This is a genomic window from Jeotgalicoccus marinus DSM 19772 (genome assembly GCF_000425825.1).
GTDB classification, from domain to species: domain Bacteria; phylum Bacillota; class Bacilli; order Staphylococcales; family Salinicoccaceae; genus Jeotgalicoccus; species Jeotgalicoccus marinus.
The window spans coordinates 125,541-146,021 of sequence record NZ_AUEE01000004.1 but is presented as its reverse complement, the minus strand read 5'-3'; the positions used below and the strand labels follow the sequence as shown (position 1 = coordinate 146,021).

Genomic DNA, 20,481 nt, shown 5'->3' with positions numbered 1-20,481 from the left:
GATACTCCTTAATCTATTTCATAACTGTAAAAGTTTTCGTATTTCATCCATCGATTACGTGCGTCGTCACCTTGTTGAGTATCAGCTGCTAAGTCTTCTAACAGCTTACCTGTTTGAGAACGATGGGCAGCCATGACTTCCATCTTACGGTCGGTGTAACCATCGATATCATTAACGATATCAGGTTCACCAAGATCATCAAAAGTTCGATTATCAAAGGCAATCATCTGTAACTTTGGACGATCCTTTATAGGCATATCTTTAACCGCTTCAATCACTGCATCAGCAGTTGCTTCATGGTCAGGGTGCACAGAATAGCCAGGGTAAAAACTAATGATACGTGTTGTAGATAATTCTTCTACTAAGTTAGTAATGACCTCTTTTAGAATTCCTTTTTCTTCGAATTCAAGTGTTTTATCTCTGAAGCCTAAGAGACGTAAGTCTTTAAGCCCCATTACTCTAGCTGATTCTTCAACTTCAGCTTTCCTAATGGCACGAAGTGATTCTCTTGTAGCGAAAGGTGGATATCCTAACATGCGACCCATATCGCCAAATGTAAGGCATGCATAAGTGACGGGAACACCCGCATCTATATATTTCATAATTGTCCCACTCACACCAAATGCTTCATCATCAGGGTGGGGGAAGACAACAAGTACATGATTTTCATTTGCAAAATCCATGGAACAGCCTCCTACTTAGTAAATGGTTTGGTTGAGATTTCTAGAGCTGCAGCAAGTTTGCCTTCACCGTTAAAGCCATGCATAATAAACGCCTCGTCCTCGTTCACAATGTAATGTGTAAGACCGAGTACGTAAATCCAACCACCGTTAGTCAATTTTAAACCGACACGGTGCTCTTTAGAACGATTTCCGCCTCGGATTGTACCTTGAATATATTCGACTTGAATATTGCGTAGGAAAGTTCCGGCATTAAAAACGCTATCGTCTAGGTGGCTTGCGTACATACCGCTGGTAATTTCAACGTGTAAATAAACCGGTGTATTTTGAAAACTCGTTAAAATTTCCTGAACTTTTTTCTTTTCAATTTTTTTCATTTCCATGAATAGCAAACTCCTAAATAGTTAGTCATTGAATAGAAAAGAGATAGCAAGCTATCTCTCAACTTAGTTCAATACCTTATCGAGTACTTCGATTTTCTCTACTGAATTGTATGCACCATGTCTCACAACGCCAACATGATCATTCATCTTCCAACCATTTTTTATGGCACTTGTAACGAATGATTTAGCGTCTTGAACTGATTCTAATGGTGATTTTCCATTTGCTAAGTTTGCTGCGATTGCAGCCGCAAAAGTACAACCTGCACCATGGTTATATGAAGAGTCAAATTTTGGTGACTCTAGTAAGTGCATTTCTTTACCATCATAGAAGACATCAATTGCATTATCTCCCTCGATACCAGTACCACCTTTAACGACAACATTATTGGCACCTTTTTCATGAATTAATCTAGCTGCATCCTTGATTTCCTCAAGCGTACGCGGTGTTTTAACACCCGCTAAATGGCCAGCTTCTACAAGGTTAGGTGTAACGACCGTAGCATTAGGAATTAGATTTTCGATCATTGATTCAACTAATCCTGGGTTCAGAACCTCGTCGTCCCCTTTACAAACCATTACAGGATCAACTACGAAATGTTTAGCATTTGAATTTAGGAAGGCATCTTTTGAAAGTTCAACAACTTCTTCAGAAGGGAGCATACCTGTTTTTATAACGTCTGGATTAAGCGATAGTGCTGTCTCCAGTTGGTTTTTAACATCAATTACAGGAATTGGACTTACACGGTGTGACCATGTACCTGGATCCATCGAAACGACAGTTGTTAAGACACTGTAACCGTATGTTTCATGTTCCTGAAAAGTTTTTAAATCTGCTGCAATTCCTGCACCTCCACTTACATCGGTACCAGCAATTGTTAACGTTTTTGCTAAAGCCATATATTTTCCTCCTAGTAACTACATATAGATATTGTCATTCTACTATAATTTACCTTGTAATTCTAGAGCATTGCTTACTTCGGTGATATAATGAAACTTTAATGGAAGGTGAGTAAGAAATGACAAAATTACATTGGGACAATGTATTTAAAAAGATAAATGAAAATCATGATTTTTCCACTTTAAAAGAAACTTTAAGTTCACGTTATCAATCAGGAAATGTCTTTCCACCAAGAGAAGAAATTTATACAGCATTTGATTTAACACCTTTTGAAAATGTGAAAGTTGTTATTCTCGGTCAAGATCCTTACCACGGGGAAGGTCAAGCCCATGGTTTAGCCTTTTCAGTAAACGATGGTATTAAGTTGCCGCCGTCCTTAAGAAATATTTACAAGGAATTAGAAGCTGATTTAGGTATCAAACGTCACTCTGGCAGTTTAAAAGACTGGGCTAGAGAAGGGGTACTTTTATTAAACACGGTACTCACCGTTGATGAGAGTCAAGCAAACTCACATAGAGGTTTAGGCTGGGAAGTATTCACCGATAGCGTCATTGAAGCGGTGTCTGACAATTTAGAGGGCGTGGTTTTTATCTTGTGGGGCAAACCTGCACAGAGGAAGATTAAACTCATCGATACGACTAAACATCACATCATCCAATCTGTACATCCGAGTCCATTGTCAGCATATAGAGGATTCTTTGGATCAAAACCTTTTAGTCAAACCAATGACTATCTAGTGAGTCAGGGGTTGAAACCAATCGATTGGAGCGAGAAATAATGAACGAAAGAGTAATTGCGCAGCTTGAAAATGAACTTGCCTTGCTTAAAAATAGTGAGGATATTGAAAAGCATGTGTATACGATGAAGCGGCTGTTGGATGTTTTGGATGACGAAGCGGTTAAAGAAACAACTGAAGAACGAACTGAATCCAGTCCAGTTGTCAGTAGACAAATTATAAATGAGCAAGCTGAAGACAAAGCAGGCGGACACGGTGGAGATATCTTCGATTTTTAGAGTAGGAAGTGTAAATTATGTTAGCGTTTATTATTATAGGTGTCCTTGTGTTTAGTTTAACTTTTCTAGGAAAGAGTTATAAAATCAAGTTACAAGAGAAGTATCAGAAACCTTGGTCTAAAGTGTTGAATTATATAAGATGGATTGCCCTTGCCACAGCATTTGCAGGTGCGATGTATACACCAGGTGCACAGATGCTACTCATCAGTGGTTGGCTCTTGGTATTTAGTTTATTAATATATGTGACATCATTATTTATGATTTACTATAAAAATAAAAAAGTGATTTAAACGAAAGGAAGTTCTTGATGAAATTATTCGTTATACTCGGTGCAATTAATGCTTTAATTGCCGTTGCATGCGGTGCCTTCGGTGCACATGCTTTAGAAGCAAAGCTCGACCAGCACTATTTAGACATATGGGAAACTGCTGTTAAGTATCAGTTCTACCATGCATTAGGACTTATTGCGATTGGTATTTTAATCCAAGTGACAGGTGCACAGTTCTTAACTGCAGCAGGTTGGTTCATGTTAGCAGGAATTATCTTCTTTACAGGTTCACTGATGGTCCTCGCCTTATCAGGTGTGTCTATACTCGGAGCAGTCACACCAATCGGTGGCGTAATGTTCTTAATCAGCTGGATCCTTGTAATTATCGGTATCGCAAAACTATAAAAAGAAATATATACGCATCAAAAATCTTTGTATAAGGTTTTTGATGCGTTTTTTGTTGTATTGCAGGAAGATGAGGAGTGGCATTAGGTCCGCTTCGAAAGCAAAACGAAGCTGAGCGCAGGCAATAGGTGAGCTTCGAAATAAAAACGAAGCAAATCAAGCAGTCTACCCCATCTATTTATATGAAAATCTCTCAAAGGTGTTTACAAATACAACATATGGTTATATAGTTATATACATAGATATATAGCCAGTTTACCTGTCGGATAAGTACAAGGTGATGGGAGGGATACATTTGACAAGTTTGTTGAACGATAAAAAACCTATATATGCTCAAATCAAGGATTGGCTAACGGATCAAATTATAGACGAGACATTAGAAGTGCATGACAAGATTCCATCTACAAATGAGATAGTGACCTACTTCAAAGTCAATCACATCACAGTTTCTAAGGGTGTAACGCAGTTAGTTGAAGAAGGCATACTCTACAAAAAGAGGGGTGTAGGCATGTTTGTTGAAGAAGGTGCGAGAGAGAAATTGTTAACCGTCAGACGAGAAGAATTTGTTGAGGATTATTTAAAACCGATGTTAGACGAAGCTAAGAAGTTGGAATTAAGTAAATCCGATATTCAAAAACTAATTGATAATAGAGGTGAAAAGTAATGAATTTAAATATAGAGAATGTGGGTTTATCCATAAAGAAAGAAGAGATTTTGAGTGATATCAATGTAGAGTTCACTCCAGGAAAAATATACGGCTTATTAGGAAGAAATGGTGCAGGGAAAACTTCTTTAATCTCTTTAATTGCATCCTATAGAAAAGCGACTCAGGGTTCAATTACCTTGGACGGGAAAACAATATATGAAAAAGATGAAATGATGCAGCATGTTAATTTTATTTACAATGTTAAAGATACTTCATCTGAGACGGATAAAGTAAAAGAGTACCCGGAAAGTCATGCGATGTTTAGGGATGATTTCGATCAAGAATATGCAAATGAGTTACTGAAGAAGTTCAAAATTGATGAAAATAAAAATTTCAATGAATTATCTCAAGGTCAACAAGCGGCAGTGAATGCGTCTATGGGCTTAGCTTCTTTATCGAAAGTAACCATCTTTGATGAGGTCACAAATGGCATGGATGCACCAACAAGAGAGTTATTCTATGAAGAAGTATTGCAAGCTAAACGTAGAGGCACGCGTATCATCATCTTATCTACGCACATTATCTCTGAAATGGAACACTTATTTGATGAGATTGTCATGATGCACAATGGCAAGATTTTACTTCAAGAACCGACAGATGATTTATTAGAGAAAGGATTCACAGTCGCTGGTAAGGCGGAGAAAGTAAGGGAATTTACTGCTAATAAGAACGTTATCAATGTGAAGTTTTTAGGTGCTTTACAAATCGATACAGTTATTGGTTATTTAAGTCCAGAAGAAATGGCGTTCGCTGAAGATAATCATCTAGATATTTCACGTCTAGCACTACAGGAGTTATTCATAAGTCTGACTAATGACGATAAAGGTCAGGAGTGATTATATGATAACTATAAAAAAGAAAACTCTATATAAATTTCTATTATGGATATTGATATATATGACCTTGATGACACTTGTCGTTGGTTCAATTATTCATTTTTTGAATGAACCAGCTGAGATATTCTACCAAGCTCATATCAGCTCACTCAGTATAGGAATGCTTGTATTTGGCACACTTGCTTTTATGGTATTAAAAAAACAAGTTGGTCATGGTAAATCTAGGAAGACATACTTCAAGGAAAGCATAGGGACAGTATTGTTTCTAAGTCTTTACAGTATGATCCTGATGAATATTTTTTCCTTGGGACTTAATTTGTTTCCTAGCTTAAGTGGAGAAATTATTCAAAATTGGACAATCACGGAAAATATTATTATAAATATTGTTGCTATTTTATCAGGTTTACTAACTTACTTTATTGGTCTGATAGTGTTCTACTCATTTGTTAAGAATTTTATTTTAGGTATTTTTGTATGTTTTATCCTCGGTGGACTTGGTGGTTATTATTCTCAAGCTTTTGGAGAGTTCACAACTATGAATGTCGACAATCCACTATTGGTGTTGGGTGTACAGCTTTTCGCAATAATTATACTTGGAATAATAGCAAGAGCATATGTACTCAATGCGGCAATTAAAGTTTAATAGGAGGTAAATAATGAAGACAAAATTTAAAGAAACGACTCAGTCTCTAACTTATATATTATCGATGTTCACCTTTGTATTTTTAGGGATACTGCTCATTATATATATCATACTCAGTTTTCTAAATGACCCGACATCTTCATTCTTTGGAACGGGTATGAGAACAGCACGAATATACTTTGCAGTTGTTGGAATAACAACGGTCCTTGGTTTCTTTGAATGGGCAGTGAATTCCGGTGTTTCCAGAAAGACATTTTTCAAATCATTGATAACTTCAGCTATATTGACAGCTGTAATTACAGCAGTTTTGGTGATTATCATTAACTTTGTATTATCCTTTACACCATTAGCAGGGGATTATTTGATGGAAGAGCAAATTAAAGGCTTATCGGTATTTGGCAATGGACTATTCATTTTCTTACAAGGTCCACTGTACTTTGTGACAGGTGCATTAATCGGAGCGGCCTTTAGTAGAGGATTCGCAGCCGGAATGACATCAATAGTAGCTGGACTAATATTAATTATTCTGCAAGTCTTTACTGAGAACTTTATGAATGATTTAGCTTATTTGGGTGAAGCGATTGTATACTTTGGTCATATTGCTGCGGTTGTTCTAACGATAATTTACGCGTGGATTTTATCGAGAATCTTGAAAGATATGCCGGTAAAAGTAAAATAAATTCTATAATTGGTATGACCCTCTCGGAAATTCAATTTTCCGAGAGGGTTTTTACTAGTTTACTAAGTTCCAAAAGTTATTCGCAGCTGTCGACATTGGTATATCTTTTAGTTTTAAAAAGACAGGTTCTACAGTCACTTCTAATTGAGGTAATTTATAGATTTTTAGATGTTCCGTATCTAAGGATTTTTTATTCATACCAGGAATAATAGAGATGCCGAGTTCGTGGCTGACCAACGAAACCAAAATAGGTAGGTCTTTACACTCCATGACGATATCTGGTTTGATTCCTCGACGGGCGAATGACTTGAGTAAATCGTTTCTAAAAGTATAGTCCTTCATTGCACCGAGCATAATAAAGGGAAGATGGACCAGGTCTTTTAATTCTGGTTCTTCTGGTAAACTACTCGCCCAGCTTTCTGGAGTGATTAAAATATTAGGCTCACTCTCGAGTGTTTTAACATCATAATCATCAGTCATTGAAGGACGCATGACAATGGCAATGTCTATTTCCTTTTCTTTAAGTTTTTCAATTAAAGTTTCAGAATCACCGGAATGGATGAGTATCTTAACATTTGGATAGAGTGACCGGAAATTATGAAGATAGTCGATTAATAAGTTATATCATGAGGATGAGACGCCTATTTCAATGGTTCCACCTTGACCCATCTCAAGTTCATGAATTCTCTTTTTAAGTTGATCAGACTGGCCAATTATTTGACTTGCGTAATCATATAAAAGACGACCCGCTTCAGTGACTTCCCACTTTTGTCGGTAACGGTGAATCAGTGTTGTTTCAAGTTCATCTTCTAAACGTTTTAATAGCTGACTAAGGGGTGGCTGAGCAATATGTAACTTTTCAGCTGCCTTAGAAATACTTGCTTCTCGAATAATTTCTCTATAGTAGTATAGCTGTCTAAAATCCATAAGCCCTCCAACATATTATTTTTAATATGACTTCATTATATTTATATATTATTCACAAACCTTGATATAATATTTAATGGACAAATTTTGAAGGGGGATTAATTATTTCGCATATTAATGTCACAGTAAAACGTTTATTCATTTATGTATTAGGTTTATTTTTCCTTTCCCTCGGCGTCAGTTTTTCAATTCAAGCAAACATGGGTGTATCGCCTGTGTCTTCACTTGCTTATGCACTCACACTTTCTTCTGGAATTTCCATCGGTTTAATGACAGTTGCCGCTAACGTATTGTTTATCATTGTTCAAATTCTTTTAAGTAAAAGACTAAATATTAGAGAAGCAATTGTTCAACTCATCATCGCATTTTTATTTGGAGGTATGATGGACTTTACCTTGTTTTTAGTTCAACAATTACCTAACCCTGAAATTTAGTGACACAAGCTATTTTCCTTTTAGTTAGTCTATTCTTTGTGGCTTTGGGCCTACTCGGCTATTTCAATGCTAAGTTCCCTTTAATGCCATATGATGAATTGACACATGTGATTAGTGATCGTTTTAATCTAGAGTTCTCCAAGGCCAAGGTCACAAGTGATATGTTGAACGTTATTGTTGCTGTTGTTATAGGTTTAATATTTACTCAAACACTAGGATCTATAGGTATCGGAACATTTGTAACTGCGCTTTTTGTAGGAAAGATACTGGGTTGGATGATGAGAAAATTCCAGCCTGCACTTATGGATTTTGTACATCTACCAAAAGATACGCTACAAGAATCAGTTGAATGAACTGTGCTAGAGAAACAAGAGCAGGAAAAAGAACGGGAAGAGAAAGAAAATAATGTGTTATTAGAATCTTAATTAGTTTAAGATTCTTTTTTTATTTTACTTTCATTTTCGTGTAAATTATCCTACTATATTGGGAATGATATTTTTTGGCCCGGAGGAGAACTATGAACCGCTTACCGTTTTTTGATAATGCGAGATTGATTTTGATTTTCTTAGTCGTGTTCGGTCATATGATTCAACCATTTGCGACGGATTCACAATTAATAAATTCAATCTATGCCTTTATTTATATTTTCCATATGCCAATGTTTATCTTGTTGGCAGGTTTTTTTGCTAAGGGTATTGGTGAACCTAAATACATTTTAAAGCTCGCTAAGAATTTACTTTTGCCTTATTTTATTTTTCAAGTTATATATACGGGCTTGTATCTTCTCTTAGGTAGAGAGGACGTGTACGTGGGTATTCTGAAACCGCAATGGGCGATGTGGTTCTTAGTCAGTCTATTTAGTTGGCACATATTGTTAATCTTGTTTAAACGCTTTCCGGCATACGTAGGTATTCCGCTTACGGTCCTCATAGGCATTTCAGTTGGCTATGTGGATTTATCAAGTTTTGGCCTAAGTTTGTCTAGAACGATAGTGTTCTTCCCATTCTTTTTAGCCGGGTATTATATGAATAAAGAGCATGTAGTCATGTTAAAAACCAAGGGCTTAAGGATAATTGGACTTATATTTGCAGTTGTACTTTTTGTTTTTATATACAGCTCGATAAATATCGATGTATCTCTAGATACTGACTGGTTAACTGGCGCTATTGCTTACCGCTCGTTGGAAGCTGAAATCAGTGGTAGCTTGATGCGACTCATTATTTATGTACTTGCTACCTTGCTTATTATTTTTATGATTGCTTGGATACCAGACAAAAACTATGGTTACCTCACTAAGCTTGGACAAAATACCTTATATGTCTATCTTTTACACGGCTTTATAATCCAGCCACTTAGAGAATTTGATGTGCTTTGGTATGACAGATGGTATGAAACCTTTATATTTGTCATTTTCTCAGCGCTTATTGTGTTGGTGCTATCAAGTAAGCCAGTTGTGACATTGACCCGTCCACTAGTAGAATTAAAATGGAAGAAATAAAAAGAGAGCTGATTTTATCGGCTCTCTTTCGTATATTAATCGGTATTTTGCCTACAATTCTTCATCTATGATTGTTTGCCGAAATCTTTGAGTCTCTTCACGGTTAAAGGGTCCCACATGTCCATGAATATAGGTTTCGTATGGGAATTGATCAACTGTTTTTACGTAGTGATAGAAGCGGTCTGAATCATAACCACCATCTAATTTATAATACTCGCCACTGTCTGCATCACCAGCAAATAGCACTTTTTCTTCTTCTACGAACAACACAACACCATCATCTGAATGGGGATTATCGATAGGTACAACGTGTACAGTCAGGTTTCCTAAGTCTAAAGATAGCGTGTTGTCATAGACGATATCAGCAGTTACGACTTTCATCTCTGAGATATCATCATATTCGATAAGGATATGATGATGGCAAAATTGACATTCTTCACCTGTTCTAAGACGTTCCATCATCGCGTCTTTTGTCCACTCCCAAGTGCTGACCTGAGACAAGATATCATTTGTCTTTTTGTGGGCGATTGTTTTACCTTTAAAAGCATGCATAGCAAAAGTATGATCCCAGTGCCAATGGGTGATGATGGCAAGTGTCGGTTCTGGTAAATTATTTTCTTGAATTTCATTTAGTACTTAACTGAGATGTTCAGGTGAATTACCGACATCAACTAAAACACTAAACTGTTCACCTTGAATATATCCAATGTGTGGCCGGTCCCGCTCACTATCAAATGGCATAACATAGACGTGATCTGAAATTTGTTTAATCATAGGCGTCCTCTCTATAGTAAAATCCACTTAACGATTGTTAGGTGGATTTTATAAGTTGATCTTTATTTTCTTTTATTTTTCTTACTTGGATAAGTACCTGAATTTGAGTCAGTATCTTTACTGCCTTTATTCATGAATTTCTCACCGATTTTATTGATGATAATTGGTGCAGCAAAGATTGCTACACGCTTTAACAAGCGCTTCATAAGGTTTCCTCCTAAAAATCTAGATAATTATATATAACCCATTTTAAAGAGGATAAAACAGAGGAATACTTAAAATATCTATTACTTAAAGTACGCTTCTAATCCATCACGTTCGATGATACTGCCGACATAGAAGTCACCAAAGACACCATAACGAGCACTTGCTTCATCAAAGCGCATTTCATAGATGATTTTCTTGAACTCAAGCATGTCATCTGATAGTAGCGTTACACCCCATTCGTATTTGTCTAGACCTTGAGAACCAGAAATGAACTGTTTGATTTTACCTGCATATTGGCGACCAATCATACCGTGATCACGCATCAATTGTTTGCGCTCATCCATCGGTAGCATATACCAATTATCGTCTAGGTCACGTTTTTTATCCATTGGATAGAAACAAATATATTTAGACTTATCTAGGCTAGGGAAGAGTCTATTTTGAATGTGAGGGATGGCAAGCATTTCCTCAGCAGTCTTATTACCACCTAGATAGCTACTCATTTCAATGATTGAAACATAAGAGTATGTTGGAACTAAGAAATCTCCAATACCAAGTTTATTGATTTGAAGTTCAAGTTTAGTTAATTCTTCTGGCGTGTTTCTTAAGAACCAGAAAATCAAATCTGCTTTGTGTCCCATAACATTGTAGAAAGCATAGTCACCTTCTTTATTGTTGTGAACAGCTTCTTGTTCAACCAAGAATGTCCGGAGTTCTTCTAACAAGGCATCTTTCTCTTCATCATCTAAAACTTTAAATGCAGCCCAATCCACGCTATAAAGTAAATGTAAGCTATAATAACCTTCTATTGTACTGACCGGTTCGCTCATTCTATTCTCTCCTTTTGATATATATATAACTCTATTTTAGTTAGTAGAAAACGTTTTAACAACAGATTATGTTTAAAAGATGTGACAGAACCAGTATAATAATATATAAAGTAATTCACCGAGGAGGCCATAATGAGTAACTTTATTACGAATCTTAAAAACAACTTACATGGTGAAAAAATTAAGATAGTGTTCCCAGAAGGTATTGATAAGCGCATATTAACTGCCGCTTCACAGCATTCAAAGAATAGCTATGTGCATCCAATTGTTCTTGGGGATACTGATGAAATAATAAGAATAGCAAAAGAAGAAAATATAGATATAGATTACTTAGAAATTATAAACCCAGCAACTTCTGAATTAAGTCAGAAACTCGCGGATGAATTTCAAACAGTAAGAAATGGCAAGGTAACTGCAGATCAGGCAGTCGAAATTATCGGTACAAACGTAAACTATTTTGGCACAATGCTGGTACATACAAACTATGCACAAGGTCTTGTATCAGGCGCTATGCATTCTACACCAGACACTGTTCGCCCGGCGCTTCAAATCATTAAAACTAAAGAAGGTGTCTCTAAGACAAGTGGTATCTTCTTCATGCGTCGTGATAATGAATTATATGTCATGGGTGACTGTGCCATTAACCCGACATTGACTGCTGATGAATTGGCTGAGGTTGCAGTGGAAACGGCGAAAACAACAGCAAGTTTTGGTGTTGAACCAAGGGTTGCCTTATTGAGCTTCTCATCTAAAGGTTCTGCGAAGACTGAAGAAGCAGAACGTGTGCGTCTCGCAACAGAATATGCACAAAACAAATTACCTGATGCGATTATTGATGGCGAGTTACAGTTCGATGCGGCCTTTGTACCAAGTGTAGCGGAGAAAAAATCACCAAACTCACCTTTAAAAGGAAACGCTAATGTATTCATCTTCCCATCACTAGAAGCGGGAAATATCGGTTACAAAATTGCACAAAGACTCGGTGGCTTTGAGGCATATGGGCCAATTCTTCAAGGTTTAAGAAAGCCTGTTAATGATCTGTCTCGTGGCACGACAACAGAAGAGGTTTATAACCTAGCTCTATTTACTGCAACACAAGTTGTTGCAAATCGTGAAGGCGATAGTAATGAGTGAGACCTACTTCACAGGTAAAACTGTTGAAGTGATTCACAAGTATCATACAACACATCCCTTTGAATCCTTTGCTTTCGATGATTTTTTACAACATCAAGTATCAGAAGATAACACGCCAAAGATTCGTTTTTGGCAGCACAGTCCATTTATCATCTTAGGACTACAAGATGCACGTCTGCCTAAGTTGAATTATGGCTTAGATTTTTTAAATGATGCAGGTTTTGAATTTATCGTTCGAAATAGTGGGGGGCTCGGTGTCGTACTTGATGATGGTGTGTTGAACATTTCACTTGTCATACCTAAGGCGGATTTCCAGTATATAGAAGATGGTTATGATATGATGGTAGAGTTGGTTCAAACTATGTTTAAGGACCAAGGTATTGAAGCATATGAAATTCATGATAGTTATTGCCCAGGTACATATGATTTAAGCATTGATGGTAAAAAATTTGCTGGTATTTCACAACGCCGAATCAAGGACGGGGTGGCAGTACAGATTTATTTATCTGTTACGGGCAGTGGTAGTGAACGTGCTAAATTAATGAAGGATTTTTATAAGTATGCACGTGCAGTAGAAAGTGAGAAATTTACTTATCCCTTGATTAATCCAGAACATATGGCTTCTCTAAATGAGCTCTTAAAAACAAACTTTAGCGTTCAAGAAGTTGAGGCGCTCACCTTAAAAGCACTTGAGAAAATGGGTGCGAATGTTGTGGATTTCAGAGAGTTATCAGAAACGGATAAGACAGTCTATGAACGTTTTACAGATAATATCAAAAACCGCAATAGTAAATATATGAATGCTAACTAACCAGTATTTTAAATACTGGTTTTAATTTGTCAGAAAGAAGGAATTTAATGTCAAACAGTGTCTACGCACCAAAAATATGGACCAAGGAATTTATAGCGATTTTTGCCTTTCACTTTATTCTAATGGGTGCGATGTATTCAACTTTAGTAACGGTAGGAAACTACATCATTGAAAAATATGATATCAATCCAAGTATTGCTGGTTTTACGGCGAGTATTTTTATTGTCGGTGTTCTAATCGGTCGCGCAGTGACAGGGTATCAAATTAACCATCTTGGTGCTCGGAAAATTATGGTTATCGGAACTAGCCTGTATTTTTTAACTTACATTTTATATTTCTTTGATTTTGGCCTAACATTCCTCTTGGTGACACGTCTTTTAAATGGTCTCGCAACAGGTATTATCTCGACAGCACTCAATACACTCGCAACAATTTCTGTCCCTGAAGAGCGTAGGGGTGAAGGAATAAGTTACTTTAGTTTAAGTATGGTAGTTGCGAGTGCAGTTGGACCCTTTATTGCTTTCTTATTACTTGAAGTAATTACCTTTGAAATGATGTTAGTATACGTCGGCGTACTCATGGTTTTAGTTGTGTTGATGATCCCAATGATAAAAATTAATAACATAACTAAAGAGACAGCAGTTAAGCCGACTAAATTTATTCTGATAGAGAAAAATTCTCTACGAATGTTGATGCCTATATTCCTAATGGGGTTAGCATATTCCAGTGTATTATCATTTTTAAATACTTATGCAATTGAAATTGATGTTGTGACTGCTGCGAGTTTCTTCTTTATTGTTTATGCAGTAGCGGTCTTATCGACCCGACCATTTACGGGGCGCTTAATTGACCAAAAGGGACCTAATATGGTCATCTACCCGACATTTATTCTAATGGCGATTGGCTTTTTAATTCTTGGAAATACGACCTCCGGACTGCTTGTACTAGTCGCAGGTTTCATTATTGGTTTAGGTTTTGGTAACTTCCAATCGGCTGCCCAGATTATCTGTGTGAAAGTGGCACCGAAAGAAAATGTAGGTCTTGCCACATCAACTTACTTTATTATTTTAGAAATCGGCTTAGGTTTTGGCCCAGTTTTACTCGGTCTTTTGATACCATTTGTCGGATATGACGGTATGTATCTGTGGCTGATTCTCCCAATTCTCATAGCTGGTTTATGTTACATGCTTTTTGTTGGAAAAAGAGCTAACCAATCTCAAAGCTAATGTGAGCTATTGGTTGTTAATCGTAAATTTATGATATTATTGGATTGAAAAAGGAGGCGTCACCCATTGGTAATGAGCGAATATAGTCACAAGCAACTGCAAGAAGAAAAAGTATTTAAAGATCCAGTTCACCGATATATTCATGTCAGAGACCAGGTGATTTGGGACCTTATTAAAACTAAAGAGTTTCAACGCCTGCGTAGAATAAAACAACTCGGGACTCTGTATCTTGCTTTTCATTCGGCAGAACATTCTCGCTTCAACCATTCGCTAGGCGTCTATGAAATTGTGCGACGTATGATTGATAACTTTGAAGAATATCCTGAGTGGAACAAAGATGATAAGTTGCTCGCACTTACTGCAGCACTCCTACATGATTTAGGTCATGGACCGTTCTCCCATAGCTTTGAAGATATTTTTCATACTGACCATGAGGAATTTACAAAGAAAATTATCTTAGGTTCGACAGAAGTCAATGAGGTACTATCGAGAGTTTCTCAAGACTTCCCAGAACAAGTGGCAGCAGTTATAAATAAGACACATCCAAATAAATTAGTTATCAGCATGATTTCAAGCCAAATTGATGCTGACCGTATGGACTACCTGCAGAGAGATTCTTATTATACGGGAGTCAGTTATGGTAATTTTGATATGGAACGTATATTAAGAGTGATGCGACCTTCAAAAAATGAAGTGTTAATCAAAGAAAGTGGGATGCACGCTGTTGAAGACTACCTGATGAGTCGTTATCAGATGTATTGGCAGGTGTATTTCCATCCTGTGTCACGTGGTGGGGAAGTACTTTTAAATCTTATTTTAAGACGTGCGAAGCATCTCCACCAGTCTAGCTATAATTTTAAACAAGCACCAACATATTTCATCCCTTTCTTTAATGAGAATGTAACTGTTGAAGATTATTTACGACTTGATGAAATGGTTGTGAACTTTTACTTACAAGAGTGGATTCGTGAAGACGATGAAATTCTCAGCGATTTAGCAAGTCGTTTTGTAAACAGAGATTTATTTAAATACTTGCCGTTTGATGGCTCTATAATTACAATTTCTGAACTCAATGATTTGTATAGACGAGCTGGCCTAGACCCTAACTATTATGTATTTAGTGATAGTTATTCTGATTTACCATATGACTACGACCGCCCTGGTCAAAAAACAAATCGTCAGCCGATTCATCTATTGAGATCGAATGGTGATATTAGAGAAATTAGTTCACAATCTGCCATCATTAATTCAATTACAGGCTTGCATCGTTTAGGGTCTCGTCTGTATTATCCGAAAGAGAAAATTTTAGCCATCGAAGATTTGAGTGTAAAGGCGGAAATTATTAATTTACTAAACGAACTTGATTAGGAGGGTTCAATTTGGCAGATGAAAAACCAAAGAAAAAGCCAGGATTTCAATTTAATATTATAAAAAATGACCCACTTGATGGTCATAGAGGACAAAATTTTGGCTCAATTAGTCTAGAAAACATTGCACCAATATATATTAATATTGAAACGAAAGAAGCAGTATTAGATATCGGCGGCTTACATGGTAAAGCTGAAGTTGAAAAACGAGTGAAGTGGATTACGGATAAGACTGAAGCCGAAGGTGAAGATGCTAAAGAGTATTATCTTGTTTGGATAGCAGTCGAACGTAAGGAAGTTGGTCCTGTCTATAACGGCGCAGGTGCTTGTTATTTAATGGTTAATAAGGAAAAACGTCGCGGCTATAAAATGATGCATGAACACGTAAATAGTTTAGATGATGCAATGAAAGGTCGCATTAAGCTTGAGCTTCTGGATCAGGGCTCAAAAGATGCGCTAATCGACTTTTTACAACAACATAATGAAGAAATGTGGAATAACTCAGACCGTATGCAGGAAGCACTCGGTGTTCAGTCCTAGCAAATATGTCTTTTTTATGACTTTCTAAAATTACGTTGCACATTCCTAAATCTATGGATAAAATATATTATAGTTATAGTGATATAACTAGGACACTTAGGTGGGGCGAAAGCCCTGCCTTTTTTATGTTTTAGGCGTCAATTTACATGCATTGTGCTATAATTTGTAATATTGAAGGTGATAAAATGAACGCTCCAAATCAAGGTATGTATAAGCTATCTCAAATCGTTGATATGCATGGTGAGAAAAATGAATACAAACAAGATTTAAACGTTTCAGTCATAGATAAAGAAGACCGTTATTTGCGTTATACAGAATCATTGGATGAACATGAGCTAAAAGTCACAGTTAGAATAAGTGATTGTAATATAAAATTACAGAGACGTGGCATTATCAATATGAATTTTCACTTTGAAAAAGGTATGAGAACATCAACATTTTATGATTCCCCAGCCGGCCGACATCAGTTTGAAATATTGACGCATGAACTGGATGCTAGTGACACAGGCTTGTATATTGAATATGATTTATTTGAATCGGGGTCACTACTTGGTCACTACAAATATAAGTTAGAGAGGGCTTAAATATGGATTTAAAACAACAACTTAAAGAAGCGATTGAAAGTGCAATCAAAAGTGCAAACTTAGTCGAAGAATCAGATATGCCTAGTGTAAAAGTCGAAGTTCCAAAAGATAAGAATAACGGAGACTTTTCTACTAATGCAGCGATGGTTTTGACTAAACTTGCGCGTAGAAACCCTCGAGAAATTGCTGAATTAATCATTGAAAAACTGGATAAAGAAAAAGCAAGTGTAAGTGAAGTCAGCATTGCAGGACCAGGTTTTATCAATTTTAAAATGGAAAGTAAAGAACTCTTAAACGTTATATTTAAGGTTCTAAACCAAAAAGAAAACTATGGTCGTTCAGAGCTTGAAACGAAAGAAAAAGTGTTAATCGAGTATGTTTCTGCAAATCCTACAGGCGATCTTCACATTGGTCATGCGAGAAATGGTGCAGTTGGTGCAACACTTTCTAATATCATGGATTTTGCTGGCTATGATGTCACACGTGAATACTATATCAACGATGCCGGTAATCAAATTAACAACTTAGCACGTTCCATAGAAGCACGTTATTTTGAGGCTTTAGGTCAAGGATTGAACATGCCGGAAGATGGTTATAACGGTAAAGATATTAAGGTGATTGGTGAAGAGTTAGCTGAGGCTCACCCTGAGTATAAAGATTTAGATGAAACTGCACGTATTAGTAAATTTAGAGACCTTGGTGTCGAATATGAAATGCGTAAACTAAAAGAAGATTTAAGCGATTTTCGTATTCACTTTGACAACTGGTTTAGTGAAACCTCACTATACGAAAGTGGCGAAATAGATGAAGCGATGACCAAGATGAAAGACAATGGTTTCATCTATGAAAGTGATGATGCGACATGGCTACGCACAACAGACTTTAAGGATGACAAAGACCGCGTTATCGTGAAAAAAGACGGGACCTTCACATATCTAATGCCAGATATTGCTTATCACTATGACAAAGTGGAGCGTGGATATGATAAGTTAATTAACCTCTTTGGTGCAGACCACCATGGTTATATTAACCGTCTAAAAGCATCACTCGGTGCTTTAGGTGAGAACCCGGAGAAGTTAGAAATTGAAATCATGCAAATTGTCCGTTTAATTGAAAACGGTCAAGAAGTGAAGATGAGTAAACGTACTGGTAAGGCAGTGACGATGAGAGATTTAATCGATATGATTGGTGTTGATGCTGCACGTTACTTCATGGTTATGCGCTCAACTGATACGCATTTTGACTTTGATTTAGACTTAGCACGTAGTGAATCCTCTGATAATCCGGTTTACTATGCACAATACGCACACGCTAGAATATGCAGTATTTTACGTCAAGCGAAGGAAAGTGGTTTTGATATAGACCAAACAGTTGCAGTGGATGTAATCACCAACGAGCAAGCACTTGAATTACTGAAGAAAATATTAGAATTTCCTAATATTGTTCGAGGTGCAGCAGAAGCTCGTGCGACACAAAGAATTCCAAATTACATCCATGACTTAGCTGCGAGCTTCCATAAATTCTATAATGCTGAAAAAGTACTAGGAGAAAATGACGATAAGACACGTGCTTATATTTTAATGATTGAAGCCGTTCGTCAAACTTTAGAGAATGCCCTAAGATTAATAGATGTGAATGCACCTGAAAGAATGTAAGTAACTAAGAAGGGGTTGGGAATATTTTTGCCCAGCCCCTTTTTGTATGTCATTTTATAAATAAATCACCCTACAATAGACAGTGTAACTTTATTATAATGATGCTAAAGGAGATGGTGATTATCAAAAAATTACCTAGGCACACAAAATTATTTTTCTTAACCTTATTTACGATAGTTATGACAGCCTGTTCTAATGAATCCGCTGTTGATCAGAGCTCGAATGAAGATATGAATATTATTTCTTTGATACCAAGTAATACGGAAATCATCGCAGAGCTTGGTTCAACAGAAGACTTGGTGGGCATTACAACAGTAGATACATACCCTGAGGATCTGTCTGAAGATTTAACAAGGCTGGATACTTTTGATTTAGATGAAGAGGCTATGATGGCTCTAGATCCAACACATATTATTTCACATGCTTCAAACCATGATGCGAACAAGGATATTATTGACCGTGTGGCTGATAATACAGGTGCTGAAATCTTAGTAGTAGACGATGCGCAATCAATTGATGCAATTTACGATACGATAACACAAGTTGGTGATTTTATTGATAAGCGTAGTGAAGCTGAAAATTTAAATACTGAACTTCAAAAAGAACTTACAGACCTTAAAGCCACTTATGAAGATCAACAAACTGATGATAGTGTGCTGCTCCTAGTGTCAGTGGTACCAGATATTTATATTGCAGGTGATGATACCTTTATTGATGACTTTTTGGAAACTTTAGAAGTAGAGAATGCTTTTGATGATGTCGAAGGTTATCCATCTGTTACATCGGAAGAGTTAATTGCACGTGAACCAACGAAGGTGATCTCAACATCTGGACAAGATAATGAAACATTATCTGAAGAAATTTCTAGTATCTCTGGGCTAGATACAACTGAGATTGCCGATGAACGCAACCAATGTATTCCAAATCCAGATACGATTTCAAGACCAGGTCCTAGGTTCGTTGAAGGCTTAGAAGAAGTCGCTCAGTGTATATATGAATAAGACAAATGTTGTTCTATCAATGATCTTAATGCTCTGTCTGGTTGTTAGTGTGTTTGTTGGATCTGTTAGTTTCTCTGATGTGTCTACAATGCAGTCATATACAATCATGCTAGATGTGAGATTGCCAAGAGTGTTAATGGCAATTTTCCTTGGAGCAAGCTTAAGTATGAGTGGGGCAGTATTTCAAATTATCTTGAAAAATCCGATGGTGGATAGCTTTACTTTAGGTATGGCTAATGGGGCGGTTCTCGGTTCAGCTTTGACAGTGATTACAGTCATCCCTGTTATCTTCGCACCAATTATGAGCATCATTTGTGGTCTTTTGACCATGGTACTCGTGCTAATAATTGCACGGCGTTTAGATTTGTCTTACCGTCCAGAAACATTAATTATAACCGGCGTTCTACTGGGTTCATTACTCTCGGGTATTTTGTACTTGATTATCTTAGTTAATCCAGAAGATACACAGAACATCTCAAGGTACATGTTTGGCTCCTTGAGTGGCGTAAATTACTACCAAGTTGCCGTCGTTATGGTGCTGACATTTATTGCATTTATCTTGTTAATAAGATATGGCAGACAGTTAGATTTGTTAAAGCTAGGAGATATTCGGGCACATGCCTTAGGCGTCAATGTGAGTAAAATACGCCCGATGTTATTAATGACCGCTGCTGTTCCGCCACTTGTTGCCTTAGGTTACACCGGTATTATTGCTCTTGTAGGCATTATCGTTCCTCAGGTGATTATGTACCTTAAGCCGATGCCATTTATCCCGTTGTTAAAACGTTCGATTCTTGTTGGTGCAATCTATGTTCTAATCGTAGATACTTTAGGGCGTACACTTTTTGCACCAGTTAGCATTCCTACAGGTGTTATGGTCATGTTATCTGCTGTTCCTATATTTATATATCTCTTATATCAACGCACATTAAGTACTAAAAAATGAAGCCATTTCATTCATTCGTTAGTAGGGTGAACTAA

27 protein-coding genes and 1 pseudogene are annotated in these 20,481 nt (G+C 36.8%); 19 read left to right on the top strand and 9 right to left on the bottom strand.

The features are described from left to right. Nucleotides 1–8: 8 nt before the first annotated feature. From bshB2 to thiD, 3 genes are all read right to left on the bottom strand, one after another. On the bottom strand, nucleotides 9–683 hold the full coding sequence (gene bshB2, locus H624_RS0102215) for a bacillithiol biosynthesis deacetylase BshB2 (RefSeq protein WP_026866127.1): 675 nt from the start codon (nucleotides 681–683) through the stop codon (nucleotides 9–11). A gap of 11 nt (nucleotides 684–694) precedes the next feature. Beyond that, a complete protein-coding gene (locus H624_RS0102210; protein ID WP_026866126.1) occupies nucleotides 695–1,057 on the bottom strand; it encodes a DUF1806 family protein in 363 nt (120 codons plus the stop codon). Nucleotides 1,058–1,126: 69 nt separating this feature from the next. Next, nucleotides 1,127–1,960 (bottom strand): bifunctional hydroxymethylpyrimidine kinase/phosphomethylpyrimidine kinase, encoded by an 834-nt coding sequence (thiD, locus tag H624_RS0102205; protein ID WP_026866125.1) that lies wholly within the window; start codon nucleotides 1,958–1,960, stop codon nucleotides 1,127–1,129. Nucleotides 1,961–2,079: 119 nt separating this feature from the next. On the opposite strand from thiD, the gene H624_RS0102200 reads away from it, so the two are divergent. The 8 genes from H624_RS0102200 to H624_RS0102165 all read left to right on the top strand — a co-directional run bounded on the left by H624_RS0102200 (nucleotide 2,080) and on the right by H624_RS0102165 (nucleotide 6,512). After that, nucleotides 2,080–2,739 carry a uracil-DNA glycosylase gene (locus tag H624_RS0102200; RefSeq protein WP_035855713.1) on the top strand — a complete coding sequence of 220 codons (660 nt, stop codon included), beginning with the start codon at nucleotides 2,080–2,082 and terminating at the stop codon, nucleotides 2,737–2,739. Then, nucleotides 2,739–2,975 (top strand): hypothetical protein, encoded by a 237-nt coding sequence (locus H624_RS0102195; protein WP_026866123.1) that lies wholly within the window; start codon nucleotides 2,739–2,741, stop codon nucleotides 2,973–2,975. The genes H624_RS0102200 and H624_RS0102195 overlap by 1 nt, the downstream gene beginning before the upstream one ends. Nucleotides 2,976–2,992: 17 nt before the next feature. Then, entirely contained in the window at nucleotides 2,993–3,265 is a 273-nt protein-coding gene (locus H624_RS0102190; RefSeq protein ID WP_026866122.1) for a hypothetical protein, read from the top strand. 17 nt (nucleotides 3,266–3,282) lie between these two features. Then, nucleotides 3,283–3,648, top strand: coding sequence for a DUF423 domain-containing protein (locus H624_RS0102185; RefSeq protein WP_026866121.1), 366 nt, complete (start codon nucleotides 3,283–3,285; stop codon nucleotides 3,646–3,648). Between the two features lie 295 nt (nucleotides 3,649–3,943). After that, entirely contained in the window at nucleotides 3,944–4,312 is a 369-nt protein-coding gene (locus H624_RS0102180; RefSeq protein WP_026866120.1) for a GntR family transcriptional regulator, read from the top strand. Further along, the gene (locus H624_RS0102175; RefSeq protein ID WP_026866119.1) at nucleotides 4,312–5,190 is read left to right on the top strand and encodes an ATP-binding cassette domain-containing protein; all 879 of its coding nucleotides are present in this window, start codon (nucleotides 4,312–4,314) and stop codon (nucleotides 5,188–5,190) included. Before H624_RS0102180 ends, H624_RS0102175 begins: the two co-directional genes overlap by 1 nt. 4 nt (nucleotides 5,191–5,194) lie before the next feature. Continuing rightward, nucleotides 5,195–5,833, top strand: a complete 639-nt coding sequence (locus H624_RS0102170; RefSeq protein ID WP_026866118.1) for a hypothetical protein — start codon at nucleotides 5,195–5,197, stop codon at nucleotides 5,831–5,833. Nucleotides 5,834–5,846: 13 nt separating this feature from the next. Continuing rightward, nucleotides 5,847–6,512 carry a hypothetical protein gene (locus tag H624_RS0102165; RefSeq protein WP_026866117.1) on the top strand — a complete coding sequence of 222 codons (666 nt, stop codon included), beginning with the start codon at nucleotides 5,847–5,849 and terminating at the stop codon, nucleotides 6,510–6,512. A 54-nt stretch (nucleotides 6,513–6,566) separates the two neighbouring features. Here H624_RS0102165 and H624_RS12840 read toward each other — a convergent pair whose 3' ends face one another. Together H624_RS12840 and H624_RS12835 are read right to left on the bottom strand one after the other, a co-directional pair. Next, complete coding sequence (locus H624_RS12840) at nucleotides 6,567–7,124, bottom strand: LysR family transcriptional regulator substrate-binding protein (RefSeq protein WP_281170725.1); 558 nt, start codon at nucleotides 7,122–7,124, stop codon at nucleotides 6,567–6,569. A gap of 12 nt (nucleotides 7,125–7,136) precedes the next feature. After that, nucleotides 7,137–7,439, bottom strand: coding sequence for a LysR family transcriptional regulator (locus tag H624_RS12835; RefSeq protein ID WP_240921846.1), 303 nt, complete (start codon nucleotides 7,437–7,439; stop codon nucleotides 7,137–7,139). Between the two features lie 104 nt (nucleotides 7,440–7,543). On the opposite strand from H624_RS12835, the pseudogene H624_RS11495 reads away from it, so the two are divergent. Both H624_RS11495 and H624_RS11490 read left to right on the top strand, forming a co-directional pair. Continuing rightward, a pseudogene (locus H624_RS11495) lies at nucleotides 7,544–8,226 on the top strand (YczE/YyaS/YitT family protein). Nucleotides 8,227–8,390: 164 nt separating this feature from the next. Continuing rightward, entirely contained in the window at nucleotides 8,391–9,371 is a 981-nt protein-coding gene (locus H624_RS11490; protein ID WP_035855710.1) for an acyltransferase family protein, read from the top strand. 51 nt (nucleotides 9,372–9,422) lie between these two features. Here H624_RS11490 and H624_RS11485 read toward each other — a convergent pair whose 3' ends face one another. The 4 genes from H624_RS11485 to hemQ form a co-directional block, all read right to left on the bottom strand. After that, nucleotides 9,423–9,995 carry an MBL fold metallo-hydrolase gene (locus tag H624_RS11485; protein WP_342664963.1) on the bottom strand — a complete coding sequence of 191 codons (573 nt, stop codon included), beginning with the start codon at nucleotides 9,993–9,995 and terminating at the stop codon, nucleotides 9,423–9,425. A gap of 12 nt (nucleotides 9,996–10,007) precedes the next feature. Beyond that, the gene (locus H624_RS12830) at nucleotides 10,008–10,145 is read right to left on the bottom strand and encodes a hypothetical protein (RefSeq protein ID WP_245570541.1); all 138 of its coding nucleotides are present in this window, start codon (nucleotides 10,143–10,145) and stop codon (nucleotides 10,008–10,010) included. A gap of 62 nt (nucleotides 10,146–10,207) precedes the next feature. Then, nucleotides 10,208–10,351, bottom strand: coding sequence for a hypothetical protein (locus H624_RS12515; RefSeq protein ID WP_156889126.1), 144 nt, complete (start codon nucleotides 10,349–10,351; stop codon nucleotides 10,208–10,210). A gap of 81 nt (nucleotides 10,352–10,432) precedes the next feature. Next, nucleotides 10,433–11,182: a hydrogen peroxide-dependent heme synthase gene (gene hemQ, locus H624_RS0102135; RefSeq protein WP_026866116.1), complete on the bottom strand. Its 750-nt coding sequence runs from the start codon at nucleotides 11,180–11,182 to the stop codon at nucleotides 10,433–10,435. A gap of 132 nt (nucleotides 11,183–11,314) precedes the next feature. Here hemQ and pta point away from each other — a divergent pair, with 132 nt between their 5' ends. The 9 genes from pta to H624_RS0102090 all read left to right on the top strand — a co-directional run bounded on the left by pta (nucleotide 11,315) and on the right by H624_RS0102090 (nucleotide 20,446). Continuing rightward, entirely contained in the window at nucleotides 11,315–12,316 is a 1,002-nt protein-coding gene (gene pta, locus H624_RS0102130; protein ID WP_026866115.1) for a phosphate acetyltransferase, read from the top strand. Further along, the gene (locus H624_RS0102125) at nucleotides 12,309–13,127 is read left to right on the top strand and encodes a lipoate--protein ligase family protein (protein ID WP_026866114.1); all 819 of its coding nucleotides are present in this window, start codon (nucleotides 12,309–12,311) and stop codon (nucleotides 13,125–13,127) included. Before pta ends, H624_RS0102125 begins: the two co-directional genes overlap by 8 nt. Nucleotides 13,128–13,174: 47 nt before the next feature. Next, complete coding sequence (locus H624_RS0102120) at nucleotides 13,175–14,353, top strand: MFS transporter (protein ID WP_026866113.1); 1,179 nt, start codon at nucleotides 13,175–13,177, stop codon at nucleotides 14,351–14,353. 72 nt (nucleotides 14,354–14,425) lie between these two features. After that, nucleotides 14,426–15,721: an HD domain-containing protein gene (locus H624_RS0102115; RefSeq protein WP_035855775.1), complete on the top strand. Its 1,296-nt coding sequence runs from the start codon at nucleotides 14,426–14,428 to the stop codon at nucleotides 15,719–15,721. Nucleotides 15,722–15,732: 11 nt separating this feature from the next. After that, nucleotides 15,733–16,260 (top strand): YwhD family protein, encoded by a 528-nt coding sequence (locus tag H624_RS0102110; protein ID WP_026866111.1) that lies wholly within the window; start codon nucleotides 15,733–15,735, stop codon nucleotides 16,258–16,260. Nucleotides 16,261–16,445: 185 nt separating this feature from the next. Further along, the gene (locus H624_RS0102105; protein ID WP_026866110.1) at nucleotides 16,446–16,844 is read left to right on the top strand and encodes a YwiB family protein; all 399 of its coding nucleotides are present in this window, start codon (nucleotides 16,446–16,448) and stop codon (nucleotides 16,842–16,844) included. A 2-nt stretch (nucleotides 16,845–16,846) separates the two neighbouring features. Further along, nucleotides 16,847–18,499 carry an arginine--tRNA ligase gene (gene argS, locus H624_RS0102100; RefSeq protein WP_026866109.1) on the top strand — a complete coding sequence of 551 codons (1,653 nt, stop codon included), beginning with the start codon at nucleotides 16,847–16,849 and terminating at the stop codon, nucleotides 18,497–18,499. Between the two features lie 98 nt (nucleotides 18,500–18,597). Next, the gene (locus tag H624_RS11480; RefSeq protein ID WP_084145679.1) at nucleotides 18,598–19,500 is read left to right on the top strand and encodes an ABC transporter substrate-binding protein; all 903 of its coding nucleotides are present in this window, start codon (nucleotides 18,598–18,600) and stop codon (nucleotides 19,498–19,500) included. After that, complete coding sequence (locus H624_RS0102090; protein WP_026866108.1) at nucleotides 19,493–20,446, top strand: FecCD family ABC transporter permease; 954 nt, start codon at nucleotides 19,493–19,495, stop codon at nucleotides 20,444–20,446. Before H624_RS11480 ends, H624_RS0102090 begins: the two co-directional genes overlap by 8 nt. Nucleotides 20,447–20,481 lie beyond the last annotated feature (35 nt).